This window comes from Thermogutta hypogea, assembly GCF_055386265.1.
Genome location: NZ_AP042425.1, coordinates 2,712,672 through 2,731,159, shown reverse-complemented (window position 1 = coordinate 2,731,159; position 18,488 = coordinate 2,712,672). Strand labels below are relative to the sequence as shown.

14 protein-coding genes and 2 tRNA genes are annotated in these 18,488 nt (G+C 62.4%); 11 read left to right on the top strand and 5 right to left on the bottom strand.

The genetic code is table 11. From position 1 onward, the window contains the following. Positions 1-50: 50 nt before the first annotated feature. The 4 genes from rpmB to ACZ5B4_RS09820 all read left to right on the top strand — a co-directional run bounded on the left by rpmB (position 51) and on the right by ACZ5B4_RS09820 (position 5,808). Complete coding sequence (rpmB, locus tag ACZ5B4_RS09835; protein WP_464911051.1) at positions 51-368, top strand: 50S ribosomal protein L28; 318 nt, start codon at positions 51-53, stop codon at positions 366-368. 741 nt (positions 369-1,109) lie between these two features. Next, positions 1,110-2,537, top strand: coding sequence for a methyltransferase domain-containing protein (locus ACZ5B4_RS09830; protein WP_464911050.1), 1,428 nt, complete (start codon positions 1,110-1,112; stop codon positions 2,535-2,537). 124 nt (positions 2,538-2,661) lie between these two features. Beyond that, the gene (locus ACZ5B4_RS09825) at positions 2,662-4,197 is read left to right on the top strand and encodes a sulfatase-like hydrolase/transferase (protein ID WP_464911049.1); all 1,536 of its coding nucleotides are present in this window, start codon (positions 2,662-2,664) and stop codon (positions 4,195-4,197) included. Between the two features lie 258 nt (positions 4,198-4,455). Further along, positions 4,456-5,808, top strand: a complete 1,353-nt coding sequence (locus ACZ5B4_RS09820) for a Gfo/Idh/MocA family protein (RefSeq protein WP_464911048.1) — start codon at positions 4,456-4,458, stop codon at positions 5,806-5,808. Positions 5,809-5,909: 101 nt separating this feature from the next. Here the strand turns inward: ACZ5B4_RS09820 and ACZ5B4_RS09815 are convergent, their stop codons facing one another. Continuing rightward, complete coding sequence (locus ACZ5B4_RS09815) at positions 5,910-6,785, bottom strand: ExeA family protein (protein ID WP_464911047.1); 876 nt, start codon at positions 6,783-6,785, stop codon at positions 5,910-5,912. A gap of 234 nt (positions 6,786-7,019) precedes the next feature. On the opposite strand from ACZ5B4_RS09815, the gene ACZ5B4_RS09810 reads away from it, so the two are divergent. Continuing rightward, positions 7,020-7,802, top strand: coding sequence for a 16S rRNA (uracil(1498)-N(3))-methyltransferase (locus tag ACZ5B4_RS09810; RefSeq protein WP_464911046.1), 783 nt, complete (start codon positions 7,020-7,022; stop codon positions 7,800-7,802). 64 nt (positions 7,803-7,866) lie between these two features. Here ACZ5B4_RS09810 and ACZ5B4_RS09805 read toward each other — a convergent pair. After that, positions 7,867-7,940 (bottom strand) — tRNA-Lys (locus tag ACZ5B4_RS09805). A gap of 27 nt (positions 7,941-7,967) precedes the next feature. Next, positions 7,968-8,051: transfer RNA gene (locus tag ACZ5B4_RS09800), tRNA-Leu, on the bottom strand. Between the two features lie 506 nt (positions 8,052-8,557). Here ACZ5B4_RS09800 and ACZ5B4_RS09795 point away from each other — a divergent pair. Beyond that, positions 8,558-9,451 (top strand): DUF1559 family PulG-like putative transporter, encoded by an 894-nt coding sequence (locus ACZ5B4_RS09795; protein WP_464911045.1) that lies wholly within the window; start codon positions 8,558-8,560, stop codon positions 9,449-9,451. Between the two features lie 118 nt (positions 9,452-9,569). On the opposite strand, the gene ACZ5B4_RS09790 is transcribed toward ACZ5B4_RS09795, so the two are convergent. Then, positions 9,570-11,090 carry a PulJ/GspJ family protein gene (locus ACZ5B4_RS09790; RefSeq protein WP_464911044.1) on the bottom strand — a complete coding sequence of 507 codons (1,521 nt, stop codon included), beginning with the start codon at positions 11,088-11,090 and terminating at the stop codon, positions 9,570-9,572. Between the two features lie 881 nt (positions 11,091-11,971). Between ACZ5B4_RS09790 and ACZ5B4_RS09785 the strand changes: the two genes are divergently transcribed. From ACZ5B4_RS09785 to ACZ5B4_RS09765, 5 genes are all read left to right on the top strand, one after another. Next, complete coding sequence (locus ACZ5B4_RS09785) at positions 11,972-13,057, top strand: FemAB family XrtA/PEP-CTERM system-associated protein (RefSeq protein ID WP_464911043.1); 1,086 nt, start codon at positions 11,972-11,974, stop codon at positions 13,055-13,057. A 160-nt stretch (positions 13,058-13,217) separates the two neighbouring features. Next, positions 13,218-14,099: a glucose-1-phosphate thymidylyltransferase RfbA gene (gene rfbA / locus ACZ5B4_RS09780; RefSeq protein WP_464914014.1), complete on the top strand. Its 882-nt coding sequence runs from the start codon at positions 13,218-13,220 to the stop codon at positions 14,097-14,099. A 67-nt stretch (positions 14,100-14,166) separates the two neighbouring features. Continuing rightward, the gene (gene smpB / locus ACZ5B4_RS09775; RefSeq protein WP_464911042.1) at positions 14,167-14,658 is read left to right on the top strand and encodes an SsrA-binding protein SmpB; all 492 of its coding nucleotides are present in this window, start codon (positions 14,167-14,169) and stop codon (positions 14,656-14,658) included. Positions 14,659-14,757: 99 nt separating this feature from the next. Further along, positions 14,758-15,636 (top strand): DUF1559 domain-containing protein, encoded by an 879-nt coding sequence (locus ACZ5B4_RS09770; RefSeq protein ID WP_464911041.1) that lies wholly within the window; start codon positions 14,758-14,760, stop codon positions 15,634-15,636. Positions 15,637-15,703: 67 nt separating this feature from the next. Then, the gene (locus ACZ5B4_RS09765) at positions 15,704-17,170 is read left to right on the top strand and encodes a pectate lyase (protein WP_464911040.1); all 1,467 of its coding nucleotides are present in this window, start codon (positions 15,704-15,706) and stop codon (positions 17,168-17,170) included. 31 nt (positions 17,171-17,201) lie between these two features. Here ACZ5B4_RS09765 and ACZ5B4_RS09760 read toward each other — a convergent pair whose 3' ends face one another. After that, entirely contained in the window at positions 17,202-18,155 is a 954-nt protein-coding gene (locus ACZ5B4_RS09760) for a sirohydrochlorin chelatase (RefSeq protein ID WP_464911039.1), read from the bottom strand. Positions 18,156-18,488: the final 333 nt, after the last annotated feature.

Genomic DNA, 18,488 nt, shown 5'->3' with positions numbered 1-18,488 from the left:
CATAATGAGGAATCTTGCACGGCACGAAATGTGCGTTGGAGATTCCTTCCATGCCTCAAAAATGCGAAATCTGCGGAAAGCACCCCTCTTTCGGAAACCAAGTCACCACCCGCGGTAAGGCGAAATACCTGGGCGGCGTGGGTACGAAAGTGACCGGGATTTCTCCGCGGAAGTTCCGCCCGAATCTTCAACGCGTCCGCATCACGGACGAAAACGGGACCTCGCGGCGTGTCCGGGTGTGCACGCAGTGCATCCGCGCGGGAAAAATTACCAAGCGGATCAAGAATCGGCCCTTCCAACTTCCCGCCGAGGCCCAGGCCTTGTTGGCCGCCCGGGCCAAAACCGGCAAAGGCGGCAAGAAGAAATAGTTGCCCGCTTTTCCCTTCCGGATCGCCCGGCCATGGCGTCGGCGCGACGGCTGTCAGCGTAGCTCTCGTTGCCGCCGCAAATCCGGTCCGTTGTGTCGGCCTGCCGCCGTTCTCGCAGGTGATGGGCGGAGATGGTTCCGACAGTTCTTGTGCCGTCGGTCTTGCCGTCGCCGACTTTTTACCGCCATCGCAGTCCGGTTTCCCGACGGGACGGAGTGCGTCCCAATGGCGGATGCCGCGTTTGAAACCGGGCCGTTCGGTACGCGGAAAACGAATCGGCGTTGCCCGTGCAGCCGGTTTTTGTTAATAGATCGCCGATTCATCCCGTCTCTCGCAGTCCTCGAGACGGCTCTCGGGGGCGTGCCGGAGGCATTAGTGCAATTTCCAAGGACGGGCCATGGGCGACCTTCTCATTCTCGGGTACATCGATCCAGGTTCGGGAACAATCCTATTGCAGGTTCTGCTCGCCGGCCTGATCGGCAGCGTGGCCTTTCTCGGCCGGATCACGGCCTTCGTAAAGGGTCTGTTTTCCCCGCGATCGCGGACCTCCCAAGCGGCGGAACCATCTTTCCCGCCAAGCGCTGATACACCCGCGACCAAACGACGGGCGGCCTAGCGCAACTTTCCAACGGAAGTTTCTTTCCCCGGCTTACCTCGCCCCGGTCTCTTGGCTAAGGCCGGAGCCGTGACGGACATTCACGGAACACTCACGGAACTTCGCGTCTTCGAGGTCTTTCGACGATGAGCACCTGCCCAGCCGTAAATCGGTCTCAGCGTGTCCGCGGTTCCTATCGTGATCCGTCCGGTTACGTTTTCTTTCGTGAAGGCCGCGTTTTTCGTGCCATCGATGACGCCTGTTTCGAGACCTTGTCCAAGCTGGAAACGTCGGGCTTGCTTGCGCGGTGGGTGGAGCGCGGCCTGCTGGTGAAGTCGCGGTTCGTGGACGAGCCGTCCCTGCGAGGGGTGCTGGAAGCCGAGCATCCCGGCTATCACCGCTTTCTGGAACATGAACGAATATCGCCCGTCAGCTTCCCCTACGAGTGGTCGTTTTCGATGCTGGCCGACGCGGCGGTGCTCACGCTTGATCTCCAGTTGGAGGCGATCGAAGCCGGATACTCCCTCAAGGATGCCACTCCCTTCAACGTGCAGTTTCGCGGCACGCGCCCGGTCTTCATCGATTTGCCTTCGATCGAGCGGCCGCACCGGCTGGATCTTTGGTATGCACTCGGCCAGTTCCAGCGCACGTTCTTGTACCCGCTGCTCTTGCATCGCCATCGGGGCTGGGATTTGCGATCGTACTTCTTGGGAAACCTGGACGGCCGGGATTCGAACGCCGTGGTTCGGAGCTTCGGCTCGTTCGGTCGCTGGCGTCCTTCGCTGTGGTTGGACGTGACCATTCCTTGGCTGCTGGAGCGACTTGCGGAACGGCGTCCGGGACGCGCCCTCTCCCATGCAGCCCCGCCTTCCGTGAATCGCGAGCCGGTCCGGATGAACTTGCAACGGCTCCGCCGCAAGATCGTCAAGCTCCGGAATGCGTATCGTCCCACGGGATTGTGGGCAAGGTACTCCACGCTTTGCAATTACGACGCCGAGGCCGAAGAGGGTAAGAAAGCCTTCGTCCGTCGGATGTTGCGGGCGACCTCTCCGGCGACCGTTTTGGACTTGGGTTGCAACACGGGGGCATACTCTTTGTCGGCGGCGGAGATGGGTTGCGCGGTTACGGCGGTCGATCAAGACCCCGCATCGATCGACGTCCTTTATCGCCGGGCCAAGGACGCGGCCGCGTCGATCCTGCCCTTGGTGGTCGATGTCACCAGCCCCAGCCCGGCGCTCGGCTTCCGCCTGGCGGAACGTCCCAGCTTCTACGAACGGGCGCAGGCCGACTGCGTGTTTGCCTTGGCCCTGATCCACCACCTCGTCGTGAGCGGCAACCTCAGCTTGGCCGCCGTGTGCGACCTATTTGACGATCTGACGCGGGAACACTTACTGCTGGAGTTCGTCCCTCCCGACGATGATATGTTTCAACGTCTCACCCGGTTTCGGCACGACTCCTTCCAGCACTTGACCCCGGCGACGTGCCGCAGGGTCTTCGCGGAGCGATTCGCCGTCGTGGAGGAGTACGCGGTGCCGCACTCCAAGCGAATCCTATTCTGGATGCGAAAACGTTGAAGCCGAGGGAGAGCGCTGGAACGGCTCGGGGCATCGCGGGGTCCTTCTGCCCGGATGCGATCGCGCGCCGTGCGTTACCCCCGGACCGAATCGACGGGTGCGACTGAGTTGAAAGGATCGATCCATGATTCGGCTTCGCGGCCTGTCCGACGCCTTGCGACCGATCGGCAAATGGGCGGCCTTGGGGCTGGGTTGCGCCGGATGGCTGTACGCGGCCCAGATCGGCTCTTGGGCTTCCGAACGCAATCGCTATCATGATTTCTGGAGTCCCCTCGACGCCGGCGCGATCCTGCTCGGGGTCTTCTGCTCCGCCTTAGCGGTTGCGCTCGCAGCCTGGGGAGCATCGAAGATTCGGGCGGAATGGTTCAAGCGGGCGGCCCGACTCGTTTTCGTCCTGCTCTTGGCCGATCTCGTACTCTCTTGGTTGACTTCGACCTTTGTCGGTGTGGGGTTCACGCGCAAGTACGACCCGGTCTTTTGGTTGGGGTGGGCGATCATCGCCGCGGCATTGGCCTTCGTGCGAGATCGCGCGTGGAAGGTCGCCGCCGTCTTTGCCCGGGTGATGTGGCCCCTCCCGGTGATTTACGTCTTTTTGGTGCTTTCGTGGACGCCCTGGGACCGCCAGGACTCCCCGCCGATTGCGACGACGCAATCGCCGGCTCTCGGTGCCTCGCCCGCTACCGCGCGGACGCCGGTGTACATCTTCGTCTTCGACGAATGGTCGTACCAACGGAGTCTGGAGAACGGGCAGTTTCTACCCCAGCTTCCTAATCTCGCGGCTTTTGCCCGACGGGCGAACGTCTACCATCGGGCTCTCTCGCCCGCCGATACGACCTTTGTTTCGCTGCCCCGATTCCTACTACAGGAATCGGAGGGCGAGCTGGGGCTCCGCGGCGGAAATGCCGTCTGGCGGACCGACTCCCGGTTGCGACCCCTGGACGAGATGCCGACTTTGTTGGACGGGCCGGCGCGGGCGGGTTACCAATCCATTTTGATCGGCTTCTATCATCCCTATCATACGCTCTTCCGGGGGCGTCCCTTCGCCGCCCGCGGATATCCCAACGATCCGAAGCGCGCCGATTTGCCGGGAAGGACTTGGGAACTGGCGATGTACAACCTCGAGTTCATCACGGACCCCTTCTCGCGCTGGGTCTACCGCCGCTATCAAGCGATCCACTTTAGCCGTCATTGGCGGCGTCACGTAACAACGATCGTCGAGGAGACGTTTCGGGTTCTGGATCGAAATCAGACTGACGTTTTCGCGGTGTTTCACTGGCCGCTGCCGCACGGGCCGTTCGTTTTCGATGAAGAAGGGCGCTACCGGGGGCCTTACGACTCGCGATTCGATACGATGTACGGCACGCCGGAGGACTACCTTCGGCACTTGCGATTGCTCGATCGCCGCGTCGGCGAAATCGTGGAGCATCTCCAGGCCGCCGGGCGATTCGATGACGCATTGATCGTGTTCACCTCGGACCATAGTTGGCGTCGCGATCCGCTCCTCCCGAAAAACCCTGACGCGCCGGAACGACGCCACGTACCGCTGCTCATCAAATTCCCGGGCCAATCGGAACCTCGGGAATCGTGGGAGCCGGTTGCGCTGTCCGAGCTGGGGCGTCTCATTCTCCCGCGGGTGGTCGGACCGCACGCAGGGTCTTGAAGCGTGTCGGCCGTGGCGTGCGAAAGCACCGCCGAAAGGTTTCGCGGCGTGCCTTGGTTTGCGTCGCCTTCCCCGGGCGATTAAACTGATCGCGTGAGTTGTCGTCCCGTGCCGCACGCGTTATAGTGCGAACTGCCGAACCGGCGATTGCGAGCCGGCGGCTGCGGATCCGGAGCGGATCGCTCCATTCCGCACCGGCTTTGCGAGACGCCGGTACTTCCTGCCTACCCGATTTTGTCTCAGCGAAAGGCGATTCTCATGGCTCACGACGCGACTAAGCCGTATCAACCGCATCGACGCGATTTCCTACGCATGGGAACGGCTGCTGCTGCGGGAACGCTTGGGGCCGCATCCTTGGCCCGCTTCGTTCATGCCGCCGAGAACAACACCATTCAGGTGGCATTGGTAGGATGCGGAGGGCGCGGGACGGGGGCGGCCGCCAACGCCTTGTCCACCACCTCCGGGCCGATCAAGCTCATCGCCCTCGCGGATGTCTTCCCCGATCGACTCCAGGCCTGCCTGCGAAACTTGCAAAGCCAATTCGCCGACAAGATGGACGTTCCGCCGGATCGGCAGTTCACGGGCTTCGACGCCTATCGCAAGGCGATCGATGCCTTGAATCCCGGCGATCTGGTGCTGCTGGCCACGCCCCCCGCCTTCCGCCCGCTCCATCTCGAATACGCCGTCCAGCAGGGACGCAACGTCTTCATGGAAAAGTCCTTCGCCGTCGACGGTCCGGGCATTCGCAGGGTCCTTGCCGCGGGCAAGGCCGCCGAGGCGAAGAATCTCAAAATCGCCGGCGGCTTGATGAGCCGACACTATATCCCGCTGGAACAGATTGTCGCCAAGATCCACGAAGGAGCGATCGGCAAGGTGATCACGGCGTGGGCTTATCGGGCGCACGGGCCGGTGGGCTTTTCGCCCCGCAAACCGGGCGAGAGCGAGTTGGCCCATCAAATCCGCAACTATAGCTGCTTCACGTGGTTGAACGGCAGTTTCATCGTGGATTGGCTGATCCACAATATCGACGTTTGTTGCTGGGTCAAGAACGACTGGCCCGTCTCGTGCCAAGGGCAGGGGGGACGGCAAGTCCGCAATGAGCCGGATCAGCTCTTCGACCATTACGCGGCCGAATACACGTTCGCCGACGGTACCCGACTTTTCGCTCAGGGCCGGCACATGGCCAATTGCTGGGGCTTTTTCGGCGATATCATCCATGGTGCGGAAGGCTCCGGCGTCCTCGGCGAAGGGATCCCGGACCCGCGACTCTACAAGACGCACGTGCGGTCCGCGGAAAACGAGATTTGGAAGTACGAAGGGCCGCCCGCCAATGCTTATCAGTATGAGTTGGATCTCCTTGTGGAGGCCATCCGCAAGGACCTCCCTTATAACGAGACCGAGCGGTGCGCCAAGTCGTGCCTGACGGCCATCTTGGGCCGGATGGCCATCGAATCCGGCCAAGAGGTAACCTTCGAAGAGGCCTTGAACTCCGACCTGGTCTTGGCCCCGGATCTGGACAAATGGACCAGCCTGGACGATCCCGCGCCGGTGCAGGCCGATGCCCAGGGGCGGTATCCGATCGCCCTCCCCGGATTCACCAAGGCCTTTTGAAAGCGGTTTTGGGGACGTCCGGACGAGACGGACTGGGATCGGCCGCCGAGAGCACGCCGAGTCGGCGGTGGGACGAAGCGATCACCGCCGGCTTTTCCTGCTTAGTGTACGCGGATTTCCCATTCGCGCGACCGCCGCCGAGCCGTGTCCGGCGGTTCGCGTTGGGGATACAGTTCCTCATGGACGGCGTCGACGAGTTCGGGACGGATCGGCCGCACGTCGGCGCCCGCGGCTGCGGTCAGACACAAATCCGCCAAGCGATTGACTTCCCGGGGAATGCCCCCGCTCAATTCCGCGATCCTCCGTACGGCTTCCGGATCGAAAACCGCTTTCCAATCTTCGCAACCGGCGGCTCGGACTTGCCGGGCGACGTACGCCTCCACCTCGTCCGGCTCCCACGGCTCCAGCTCGATACGTAGGTCCAGGAGACTCAAGCATGGCCGCGGAATCCGGCGGATTTCGTCGGGACGTGCGGTGAGGAATATGCCGGGCGGCGGGCAATCTTCCCATTGCAATCGCGACAAGTACGTCAAGGCGATCGCGATCTCCGGCGACGCCGCTGCCACGTCGTCGAGGAGCAAGACCCAACGGCGATGTTGATAGGCCGCCGCCGCGAACCGACTCTCGACGGCCTGCCGCAGATACCACGGATCGCGGCGCGCGGAGGGCAAGCCGCCGGTCTTCTCCGCCAGTCGAAGCAGCAGCTCCGCATCGTCCATGCCCACCGCGCTTAGTAGAAAGGCCTCGGCAGAGCGGATCCGCGTCACGAAGATTTCCAGCAGCAACGTCTTTCCCGTTCCTTCCGCTCCCACGATGAGGCCGCCGCCGCGTCCGTGGCGGACGATGAACTCCATGCGAGCCAAGGCCTCTTCCTGCGATGCCGTACAAAGGACTCCCCCGCGGGCCGGGCGAACGGGAAAGGGAGAAGACGTAAGGCCCCAATAGTCGAGGATCGTGAAGGCTTCGGATCCGGTCACGAGACGGCGCTCCCTTTCGATCGATGATCCGCGCACTGCTCGGCGGCACGCCGGCTTGCGGCGGCGCTACAAGGGTGTACGCGCCGAACGGAGCGTGCTACCAATCCATTCCCTGGGACGTCCGGAGCATTGGGGGCATTCGCAATCGTCCGGCGGCACTTTTTCCTCATCGCTCATCTTCGGTAAAATCATCGCGGTTTCTTCATCCGGAAACGCCCTGAGCATCGCGGCAAAATGTCTCAAAGATTCTTTCTCAATCGACCCGTCGTTGATGATAATGCCACTCTTGAGGGAGAAGAGGCGCACCACCTTATGAGGGTGATGCGCGCTCGGCCCGGCGATCGCTGCACGCTTTTCGACGGTACCGGCATCGAATTTCAAGCGGAGGTGGCCGAGATACTCCCCAAGAAGGTGCGTTTACGCATCCTCGATCGGAAAGAGGTGGATCGAGAGTCGCCGTTTCGGGTGACGCTTGGCGTACCCCTCCCTAAGGGTGAGCGAGAACGATTCCTCGTCGAAAAGCTGACCGAATTGGGGGTGGCGGCTCTTGTGCCCATTGTCACGGAAAGGACCGTCGTTCGTCCTACCGCGGCCGCCGTCCTCCGGTTGGAACGCGCGGTGATCGAGGCCTCCAAGCAGTGTGGGCGCAATCGTTTGATGCAGGTTGCCGCGCCGACCGCCTTTTCATCGTTTCTGCACGATCACGCGAGCACTGAGGTTCGATGGATCGCCCATCCGGGGGGGGCGTGTCCGAAAGCGATAGCAGACGGTGGCGCAAGCGAGGCTTCGAATTCAGTAGCACGCCGTGTGGAAAGCGAAGTTCGATCCGCCGCAGTGCTTGGGGGGCCGTATCCAGAACCTGCCGCACGTGTCGCGGTTGTCGGGCCGGAAGGAGGCTTTACGCCGGATGAGCTTCAGGCGGCGGCTTCTTTGGGGTGGCGCCGGGTCGATCTCGGCCCCAGAGTGTTGCGGTCCGAAACGGCCGCGATCGTGCTGGCCGTGAAACTGACGTCCTAAAGCTCGGACGTCCGATCAACCGTCCCCGCGCGATTCACGCTGCTGAGAAAAGCGGACTCCAAGGTGCCCCCTGTAGGATTTGAACCTACGACCCGCTGATTAAGAGTCAGCTGCTCTGCCGGGCTGAGCTAAGGGGGCAAGGGCGCGCAAGGCCGACGCCGGGAGTGCGGGAAAGAGGACTTGAACCTCCACGGCCTTGCGGCCACTAGGCCCTCAACCTAGCGCGTCTGCCAATTCCGCCATTCCCGCGCACAATAACCGGCCGCTCCTCGTCGGATCGAGTGCGGATAATCTTAATGTATCCCGTTCCTCCGGGACGTCAAGCCGCGGTACCCCATGGGGGCATGGTTCGGCGTGTATTCTTGTATTAACGTCGCGTCGATGTTGCGACTTACGGTGAGATGGAGAGACGGCGTTCCCTGAGGCCGGCCAAACGGGGCAGCTTCCAGTCGGCGGCCTTTTCACGAATTCGCGGCCGAACAGGGAAACGGCCGCACGGCACGTGCCGGGGGAAACCGAATCGGCTGTTGCCGATGCCGCCGAATTCTTACCGCGGCCTGCGATCCGGCGCTGACGATCCAACGGCTGCGGCGCGGCGTGTCGGGAGAAGCCGGCGAAAAAATGTTGCAATAACCGGACGGATTCCTGGATTCCCGATCACCGGGTTGTCACAATACAATCTAGAGGGGCAAGCCTCGGATCCTCGTGCGAGGACCTCGCCGGGCCGGCGATGAGTGGGAAAGGAGTATGGGATCATGGCCCGTTCGCGTCGTCAAGCGTTTACGCTCGTCGAGTTGCTCGTCGTTGTGGTGATCATCTCCATCCTGGTCGCATTGCTGTTGCCGGCGATCGTAGGGTCGCGGGAGCGGGCACGATCGGCCCAGTGCCAGAACCGCCTCGGCGAAATCGGCAAGGCCTGCCTGACGTACGAGTCGGAAAAGGGCTTTCTGCCCGGCTACAAGAACAGTTTCAGCGCGGTGCCGGGGTTGAGTTGGGCGGCCGTGCTTTTGCCCAACATCGGGCGGCAAGACATGTGGCGGCTGGTCCGCGTGGGCGATTTCGCACCGGCGTCCGGGTTTCCCGATCCCGCCACCAGCGGTTTTCAAATCGCCGAGTTGGTTTGCCCGAGCAATCCCCGGCCCGGCCAATACGCCGCGTTGGGTTATGCCGTCAATTGCGGTATCGAAGACGGGACGACCATGCCGAATCCCATTCCTAGCGGTAGCCCGCATCCCGAAGATTCCGCTTACGGCGTCTTCTTCAATCACGATGCGAACGATATTCCGGTGGCTCAACAGATCAAAGTCAGGACGGATCGTATTCCGGACGGTGCCCAGCGGACGATCATGGCGAGCGAAAACCTCCAGGCGGGAAGTTGGATGCGATTCAGTTCCGGCGCTCCGGTGACCTTAGAAGCCGAGGTCGGCCTGTGGTGGCTGGCGTCGCCGGGGGCGTGCGGGCATATCAACCGCTGCAAGGATAACACTGGGCCGCTTCCTCGACCCTCGAGTAATCACCCGGGCGGCGTCAACGTGGTCTTCTGTGACGGACATGTGGATTTTATCACGGACGACGTCGACTATTCGGTTTACCAGCACTTGATGACGCCGGACAGCAAAGCCGCAGGATTGCCGGCGGAGCAGCCGTAGGGAGCTTGGGGGGCCTACGCGCGAATCCGACACGCGTGCCCGAGCGTAAGATCGTTCCATGCCATCGCATCAAGACGCGGCGGGGTGAGCATTCAAGCAGCGTCGCGGCAGGGGTGCTTCATTTCGGCAAGAGGTCTTGGACCACGGTGACCTGCCGAATCTGGCGACTGTCAGGCTCGAAGACGCGAATCACGATTTGCAGCCCGCGACAAGGCTCGCTGTAAGGAGCGGGAGCCTCCCGTTCGACAATGTTGTCGACGCGGCCGTCGTAATTGTAGTCGAAACCGTCCGTTCCCTGATCCGGGCCGAAGACGCCGTCCTGATCCAGACCGTCTCGCTCGTAATGGTTGGACCAGGTGTCGTACACGCAGCTTTGACCGGGTGCCCAGTTCCATCGGGCTAGAAACTCGGAGTCGCCGGGACCGGAAAATGCCGAGATGCCCGGGGCTCCGGCATAGTTCAAGTCCACGAACGCACCGCGCGGCACGGTCGCGGCGGGACCGGGCGGGGGGAGCGGGTAGCCCGGATCGCCCGGCTTGACGACATCGCTGTTCACCACGTTGAGGGGCGCCGCGGGGTCCCAAATCTTAACGTCAAACGACAGAACGTTGGTGAGCACGAGATCCTCGGCTTCTCGATAGAGTTGTCCCACGTTTCGCAGCAAGCCGGTCCTCTCGTCGATCTCCACGGCGGGGTAGGGGTTCGTCCAGGCGTCGAAGACGTGGTTCGGCGCAGGGCGGAGGTTCAAGGTTTGCGAAGGCAAAATACCCGACGCCAGCCACGTGGTCGCCATGCCGGCCGATGCACTCTCCGCCAGGGTGGGCAAGCCGAGCGGAAGCCAACCGATGCGGTGCGGATGAAAGGGATAGGCGCCGGCAGAGGTGGGACTGCCGATCTGATGGGCGTAACGATTCTCGGGTTTTGTGAGATCGCCCAGGGTGGAAAATGTCCAACCCACGCCTCCGTTGGCCAGCACTTGCGGATGCAAGGCGACGTCGAAGTAGCGATGGAAGTTTTGCGGTGCGTCGCCCCATTCGCCGGGATCCAAAAAGCCGTTCCCGTTCTGGTCCGCCACGCTTGCCGTTTTCGGCGCCACCAGTCGTTGGCGCCGGTAGAGGCGGTTCCCTCGCACGAACCACGCGATCTCGGCCACATCGGATTCGACCGTAATGACCGTGTTCGTAAAGTTGTTGCGGCACCGGCCGACGAACGGACGATCGGCGGCCCTGGCGGTCAGCATCAGCATGTCGTCGAGGTCGCCCACCGTGGAATCCGGCCACGGCAGACCGTTGGGATCGAGGTCGTCCAAGTTCACGGCGATCGGCGCTGCGCCGGCCTGGCCCGTCGGCCCCTCCGTGTATTCGAGATACCCCTCGTTATGGGCCGGATCTCGCGGCGGGACGGGGATCACCGTCAGCCCGCGGAGGTCGGAACGCAAGAGTTCGGCGGCGGACCGAAGGCGGTCGGCCGTTTCCAGAACGGCCCGCGTCTGGGTCATGCTCTGCATGACGGAGGCGAAGACCGTCACCACCGCCCCCAGCATGATGAGGGCGATTACCGTGGCGAGCAGGATTTCGACGAGCGTGAAACCGCGACGTGCGGGGCGCAACTGCCGCCCCCGGCGGATGGGCCGGTTCATTCTGACCTCCAAGATTCTGCGATAGCGGTTTGCCCACGGCCGGCCCGCTTGACTGCCCTCTAACATTATATTTCCTTTCGTTGTTCCGTACACGGAGCAGTTGCCTCAAGACGGAAATTGTCGTATGCCGTTTGGCTCGTAGGCTTCCGGGGACATCCGGTGGTTGTCCGCATCCCTGCCTCGCGATCGGTGGATTGCGGCCTGGGTCGCGGGCAAATGCAGACGACGTGCCGGGAATGGCTCCGGGCGGCCGGGGTCGCTCCCCGCCGTCCGCCGCCCGCATTGGCGTCCTGGCCGATCAATCCAGCCGCAGACCGTACAACGCGGCCACTTGCCCATCCCCAGCCGCAAGTGGTATACTCAACACTTCGGCTCGTTATTTTTTCACCCGGGCCGGGGGTGCCGCTTCAAGGTGGATGTTGGGTCTTCCCCTTGCTCAATCCGCCTTGAGATTCGTTTCCACGAGGCGTCAGCCTCTCATTGTGCGCGAAGAGTGGTCGGTTTTCCAATAGTTCGGGATCCTGGATTTCGGAGCGTTCCGTGGGTGTAAAACAGACGGGAAAAGGTCGCAGGAAGATCGGGAGCAAGAAACGAAGGATGCGGGCCAAGATTCGGCACCGCAAGAAGTGACCGTTCGCATCGGCGCTGCGGTCGGTGTCTGGGTGGATTCGGGAAAGTACAGGCTCGGGTCTCCATCTGGGGCGATTGTCGGCGGCAGCGCGTCACGAAAAGGGGCCGCGTCCTCCCGAACACTTCCGCGTACGCGCTCTTTGAGGCACGGCTTTGCCGGGACATCGCTTCTTTTTAGGATTGCCGGCCTCCCGCCGGTTCTACCGGGCCTGCCCGCTTTTTCATCCGCACCCAAAGCGTGAGGGCGGACCATGCCGGATGCCGCCGATCCTCCAGCCGTAATTTCCCTCGATCCGATCGCGGCGGCTCCGGAGATGGAGCGGTTCTTCCGGATGTCGGACGAGGTCCTGCTCTCGCGGCATCCCGCATGGCTGGGGATACTTCACGCCTCGTTGGGCCATCGGCCGTTCTGTCTTGCCGTATCGACCGCGGATCTTACCGGCGTTCGGCAAGGGGATTCGAGCCCGCCGTGGAGCGCAGTCTTGCCCTTGGCGTTGGTGCGCGGACCGATCTTCGGCCGATTCTTGGTCGGCCTTCCCTACGTCAATTACGGCGGGGTGTTGGGAGAACGGGGGGCGACGGCTCGTCTCATCGATCAGGCGGTGAACTTGGCCGATTCCTTGGGTGTTCGCTATCTCGAGCTGCGGCATGAACAGGCGGTGGAGCATCCTGCTCTTTCTGCTCGGCTGACGAGCAAGGTTCACATGCGGCTGGAGTTGCCCGGCTCCGCGGACGCCCTGTGGAAGGCCTTTTCGCCTAAGGTCCGAAATCAAGTACGCAAAGGCGAGAAGCTGGGGTTGACCGTTGACTGGGGCGGGGAACCGCTATTGCGGGAGTTTTACGCGGTGTTTTGCCGCAACATGCGCGATTTAGGGACGCCCGTCTATCCGCGCTCGCTCTTCGCCGGCATCCTGCGGCGTTTTCCGGGCGAGGCCGAGCTGTGCGTCGTCCGGCACGAAGGCCGGGCGCTGGCATGCGGATTGCTTTTGCACGGCCGAGGAGTCACGGAGGTTCCCAGCGCCTCGTCGCTCCGACCCTTCCATTGGACCAATGCCAACATGTTCATGTATTGGCACCTGCTGCGTCGAGCGATCGAGCGGGGACAGACGGTTTTCGATTTTGGGCGGAGCACCGTGGGCGGTCCCACACATCGTTTCAAGCGGCAGTGGGGAGCTTGCGAGTTTCCCGCCGTTTGGCAGTACTATGTGCGCCGGGGAGAGATCTCCGATATGCGTCCGGAAAGCGGCAAGTACCGCCTTCTCATCGCCGCATGGCGGCGATTGCCCGTGTTCTTGACCCGGCTGATCGGTCCCTGGCTCGTGCGGGGCATTCCCTAGCGGTGGGGCTTCCGCGCGGCTGCTTGGCATGCCCCTTTGTGCTATCATTTCGCTGGGGGCAGGGACGTTTGCGGCCGTTCCGCCGCAAACAGGCGAGGCGTCCCTCTTTGCCGATCGGTCCATCCCATCTCTTCCGTAGGAGCCGACTAAAGTGGCCGTGATGTGTACCAAGGGTATTGTTTTGGCGGGCGGGGCGGGCACAAGGCTCCATCCCTTGACGCGGGCGGTGAGTAAGCAGCTCTTGCCCATTTACGACAAGCCCATGGTCTATTATCCCCTGTCCACGTTGATGCTGGCGGGGATCCGCGACGTACTCCTGATCTCCACGCCGGAGGACATCGGCCTCTTTGAACGACTGTTGAGCGACGGTTCGCAACTCGGCATTTCGATTCGATATGCCGTGCAGCCCAAGCCGGAGGGATTGGCCCAAGCGTTCATCATCGGGCGGGACTTCGTCGCCGGGGATCACGTGGCGTTGGTGTTGGGGGATAACATCTTTTACGGGCAGGGATTCCAAGGGATGTTGATCCGCGCGGCGTCGCGAGCGGAAGGAGCCACGGTCTTCGCCTACCCGGTCCGTGATCCGCAGCGCTACGGCGTCGTGGAGTTGGACGCGGGGGGGCGGCCCGTGCGGATCGTCGAAAAGCCCAAGGACCCGCCTTCCAACTACGCCGTCACCGGCCTCTATTTCTACGACAATCAGGTCGTGGAAATCGCCGCGAACCTCAAGCCCAGCGCACGCGGCGAGCTGGAAATCACCGACGTCAACGACATCTATCTGCGGCGAGGCAAGCTCCACGTGGAGCTTCTCGGCCGCGGATTCGCCTGGTTGGACACCGGAACGCACGAATCGCTGCTGGAGGCTTCGACTTTCGTGGAGACCATCGAGCATCGGCAAGGACTCAAAATCGCCTGCTTGGAGGAGGTCGCGTATCGCAAGGGATTCATCGACGCGGCCCAGGTGGAGCGACTCGCGGCGGCCTACAAAAACAGTTATGGTGAATATTTGCGCGAGATGCTGCGGATGGAACGCCGAACATGACATGCCGACCGGAGGGCGACGGGCGGTTCCCCCGGCTCCAAGGCAGAAGTCCTCTCCTGACGGATCGATGAACGCCAAGAATCGCAAACCGACCGACGCCGAGCACGACAACGAGCGGTTGATTTGCCGGAACCGCAAGGCGCAGCACAATTTCGACGTGCTGGCGACGCTGGAGTGCGGCATGGCCCTGTTGGGCAGCGAGGTCAAAAGCCTGCGTTGCGGCAAGGCCTCCTTGGAGGAATCGTATGCCAGGATCAAGGACGGCGAGGTCTGGCTTTTCAATTGCGATATCCCCGAGTACAAAGAGGCCAACCAGTTCAATCATCAGCCGAAGCGACCGCGCAAGCTCTTGCTGCATCGCCGGGAAATCAAGCGTTTCGCCGCGCAGGCCGCGCAAAAGGGGATGACCCTGATCCCGCTGCGCATGTATTTCAAGCGGGGTAAAGCGAAGGTGCTGCTAGGGCTTTGTCGCGGCCGCAAGCTCCACGACAAGCGCGAAGTCTTGAAGAAGGAAGAGACGGCGCGAGAGATTCGCCGAGCCGTTCATCGCTATCGTTGAATCGTACTCGGATGAACGCCGCCGCCGTAGGCCGCGGAGAGCGACCCACGGTCGGCCGGTCGCGCTTTCGGATGAGGTCACAGTACGGGAGGATCGGCGATGGTCGTCAAGTTCTTTTGCCCCCATTGCGGTAACTCCATGGAAGCCGCCGATCAATACGCCGGGACGACCGGTCGCTGCGGCAGGTGCGGGCAACCCGTCCAAGTGCCCGGCGGGGCAGGTTTTACGCCGGCCTATGCGGATTCTCCTCGAAGACGGACCTTCTGGGTCGTGATCCTGGCGGTGGTCCTGGCCGGGACCATGGTCCTCGTGGCCATGATCGGCATTTTGATCGCCTTGCTGCTCCCCGCCGTGCAGGCGGCCCGAGAAGCCGCGAGGCGTGGTCAGTGCCTCAATCACATGAAACAGATCGGCCTGGCCATGCAGATTTACCACGACGAGTTCGATTGCTTTCCGCCGGCGGCCGCCGATGATCCGGCGGTTACCAGTTGGCGAACCTTGATTTTGCCGTACTTGGACCAGCAGGCACTCTTGGAGCGTTACGACCGGAGCCAACCCTGGGACGCACCCGACAACGCGTTGGTCGTGAATACGGTCGTGCCCGAATACAACTGCCCTTCGGTCGAAGGGCCTCTGGTACGCACGAACTACGTCCGGGTCGTGGGTCCGGGTATGATCGCGGATCCGGATCAGATCGTCTCTTTCGGCGACATCACCGATGGTTTGAGCAATACCATTCTCTGCGTCGACTGGCCGGATTCGGAAATACGCTGGGCGGAGCCGCGAGATATCACGGTGGAAGAGTTCCTAGCCTGGTTCCGTCAGCCGAAGCATCGTCGCGGCCATCCCTTCGGAATCAATGTGTTGTTTGCAGACGGGAGCGTCCGCTTCCTACCCTACTCCACGCCGGTGGAAACCGTGCGAGCGATGCTGACGCGCAATGGTGGCGAGGCTGTCAGCTTCGATCAGCTTCAATGAGCGGCAAGAGCGGTTCGCGCGACGCCTGCGTCCGGCAAGCGCCGAGCTGAAAGAGAGATGTGTTTCCATGGATCGCCGAACGTTTTGCCAAAACGTGGTCTTAACGGCCGGATGGGTGGGTGGAGCCAGGTGCGCTTGGGCCGAGGAAATCGCGGCGGGCAAGGCTCCCTCCGTCGATGAGGCTCGGGCAGCGCTCCGGAGGGCCGTGCGGTTCTTCGACGAAGAGGTCGCGGTGGAAGGAGGCTACCTCTGGGCCTATTCCGAGGACCTCAGCCTGCGGGAAGGCGAGGGCAAGGCCGGGCCGCTGACTGCTTGGGTGCAACCGCCCGGCACTCCCAGTGTGGGAATGTCCCTGCTCCAGGCTTATCGTTGGACTCGCGAGGACGTGTGCCTTCGCGCGGCCGAGCGAACGGCCCAAGCCCTGGTGAAAGGCCAACTCGTTTCCGGCGGATGGGACTACCGAATCGAGTTCGACCCGCAAGCGCGGGTGCGTTACCGCTACCGAACGGCTCCGGCGGGCGGTGATTGTGCCGCCGATACATCCACCCTCGATGATGACACCACGCAGTCGGCCTTGCGATTCCTGATGGAGTACGATCGGGAAACCGCGATGAGCGATGCGGCGGTGCATGAGGCCGTGATGTACGGTCTGGCGGCCTTGCTCAAAGTCCAACGTCCCAACGGCGGTTGGCCCCAGCGGTTTTCCACGCCGCCGCGGCCCGAAGACTACCCGGACGTGCCGGCTTCTTATCCCGAGGCTTGGTCGCGGGAATGGCCGGGGACCTCGTACCAAGATTGTTATACGCTCAACGACAATGCGCACGCCGACACGCTGAAGACCTTGCTTTTAGCCTGGCGCATCTATGGAGATGCAAGCTATGGGGCGGCTGCGCGTCAGGCCGGAGAGTTCCTGCTCAAGGCCCACATGCCGGAGCCTCAGCCCGCCTGGGCCCAACAGTACGACGCGCGGATGCAGCCCTGTTGGGCACGCAAGTTCGAACCCCCGGCTATCACGGGCGGCGAGTCCCAGGGCGCGATGCGGACGTTAATCGTGCTCTTTCACGAGACTGGGGATCCTCGCTTCCTATCCGCCATTCCCGCCGCCTTGGACTACTTGCGCCGCTCCACCCTACCGGACGGCAGCCTAGCCCGTTTCTACGAGCTGAAGACCAACCGGCCGCTCTTCTTCACCTCGGATTACCGATTGACCTACAGCGATCGCGACACGCCCACGCACTACGCGTTCAAGGTGGGGAGTCAGCTTGCGGCCATCGAGCGGGAATACACGCAAGCGATCCAAGGCGGCCCGCGGCCGACGATGGAGCAACACACCGCTCCGCCGCGTTGGTCGCCCTCGGCGGCGGCGGAGGCGCAAGGGGTCATGGCAGAACTCGACGCACCCGGCCGTTGGCTGGAACAAGGCCGGCTCAAAACGGCTCCGCCCGACGCCGTGGTCGGGCGGATCGTCAGGACCCAAACGTTCATACGAAATCTGGGCGTCCTAGCCCGCTACATTGCCTGCGCAACGCAGTAGAGCCCAGTGCGCTCGTTTGGGGAGCGGCGTTTCAATGCCGGTGCGACGGATCGTGCGCGCTTGCACGGGCGTTCGCCGCTTGTGTTGCAATCTCCAAGACATGGGTTACGGTCTTGGGGAAATTCAGCAGAGTTCCTTGAGAGAAGGCGATGTCGCGGTCCTTCAGACGCTCTTGGATCCGCGGCGAACTCGCGGCGCTTCGGCGTAGAATCGATTCCGCGCTGAGCGATACATACAGTCCGATCACCAGGACGCGCGACCGCTTTTCGGCGGCCTCGATCAAGACAGGCAATCCGTGGTGCTCGAAGCCTTGCCCGACGCCGATGTAGGCATGATTGGCGAAGGTAATTCCCGATTGTGCACAACACCATAGCATGAGGTTCCGCAGTCGCCTCTCCAAGAGCGGCTTTTGTTCGGCGTCTCCATGGATCAGCAATACCAGACCTTCGTTCTTGGGATCCTGGGACAGCTTTCGGATTTCCGAGAGTACATACAGCTCGAGAAGGTCTCCCTCATCCAGCGCGGCGGTATACAGAATAGGGACTCGGGGGGCTGCGATGCCGGTTCCCCCTTCGGCCAAGTGCTCGACGGAATGTCGGGAATAATAGATCCCCAACGCCGCGGGTACGTCGAAGAGGGTGTGGTGTCCTACCGTAACGAACACAGGCACGGCCACGACGGCCTCGCAACCGGCGTCTTGCAATTCACGCAATCCATCCGCGATGCTGGGCGAGGCGAACTCCATCAACACGGTTCGGACTGCCGTGAAACCCTTCTCTTCCACCGCCGGCTTGGCCACCCGATCACCAAACTCCAGGAAGGATTGGTTCCATTGCGGCGAGCGCGAACCGTGACCGATGAGGAGAAGCCCCACTTTCTCCGAGTGGTCGGTTTCTTGTGCCCGGCTCACGCCTGCCAGGGAAATCGCACCGATCGGCATCACACCCGGTAATGCTTGCAAAACGCGTCTTCGTGAAAACTTCATCAGATGGTCCTTTCAAAAAGTCAGTCCTCGAAAACCTCGCTGTACTTACCTGCCTTGGAATGCCTGGGTGATAGGTTCGCGCGAGTCTCGGCGACCGTAGCTTGAGGTCCGAATGGGATCCAATGGTCGCAGGAGTTGACGACGGAGCTTGGTGGAGCTGAATCAACATCCCGACGGACTCCCTCGACAGGGCCTTGCGCAACGACCTACCACCGGCCGCATTCTTCGAACGTACCCGTACCAACCCATACCGCATGGCGGATTGATTGCGCAGCAATCAGCTCCGAGGCTTAGCTTTGGGCCGGAGGCGAATGGCTTGCCCCGGCTTGAGCC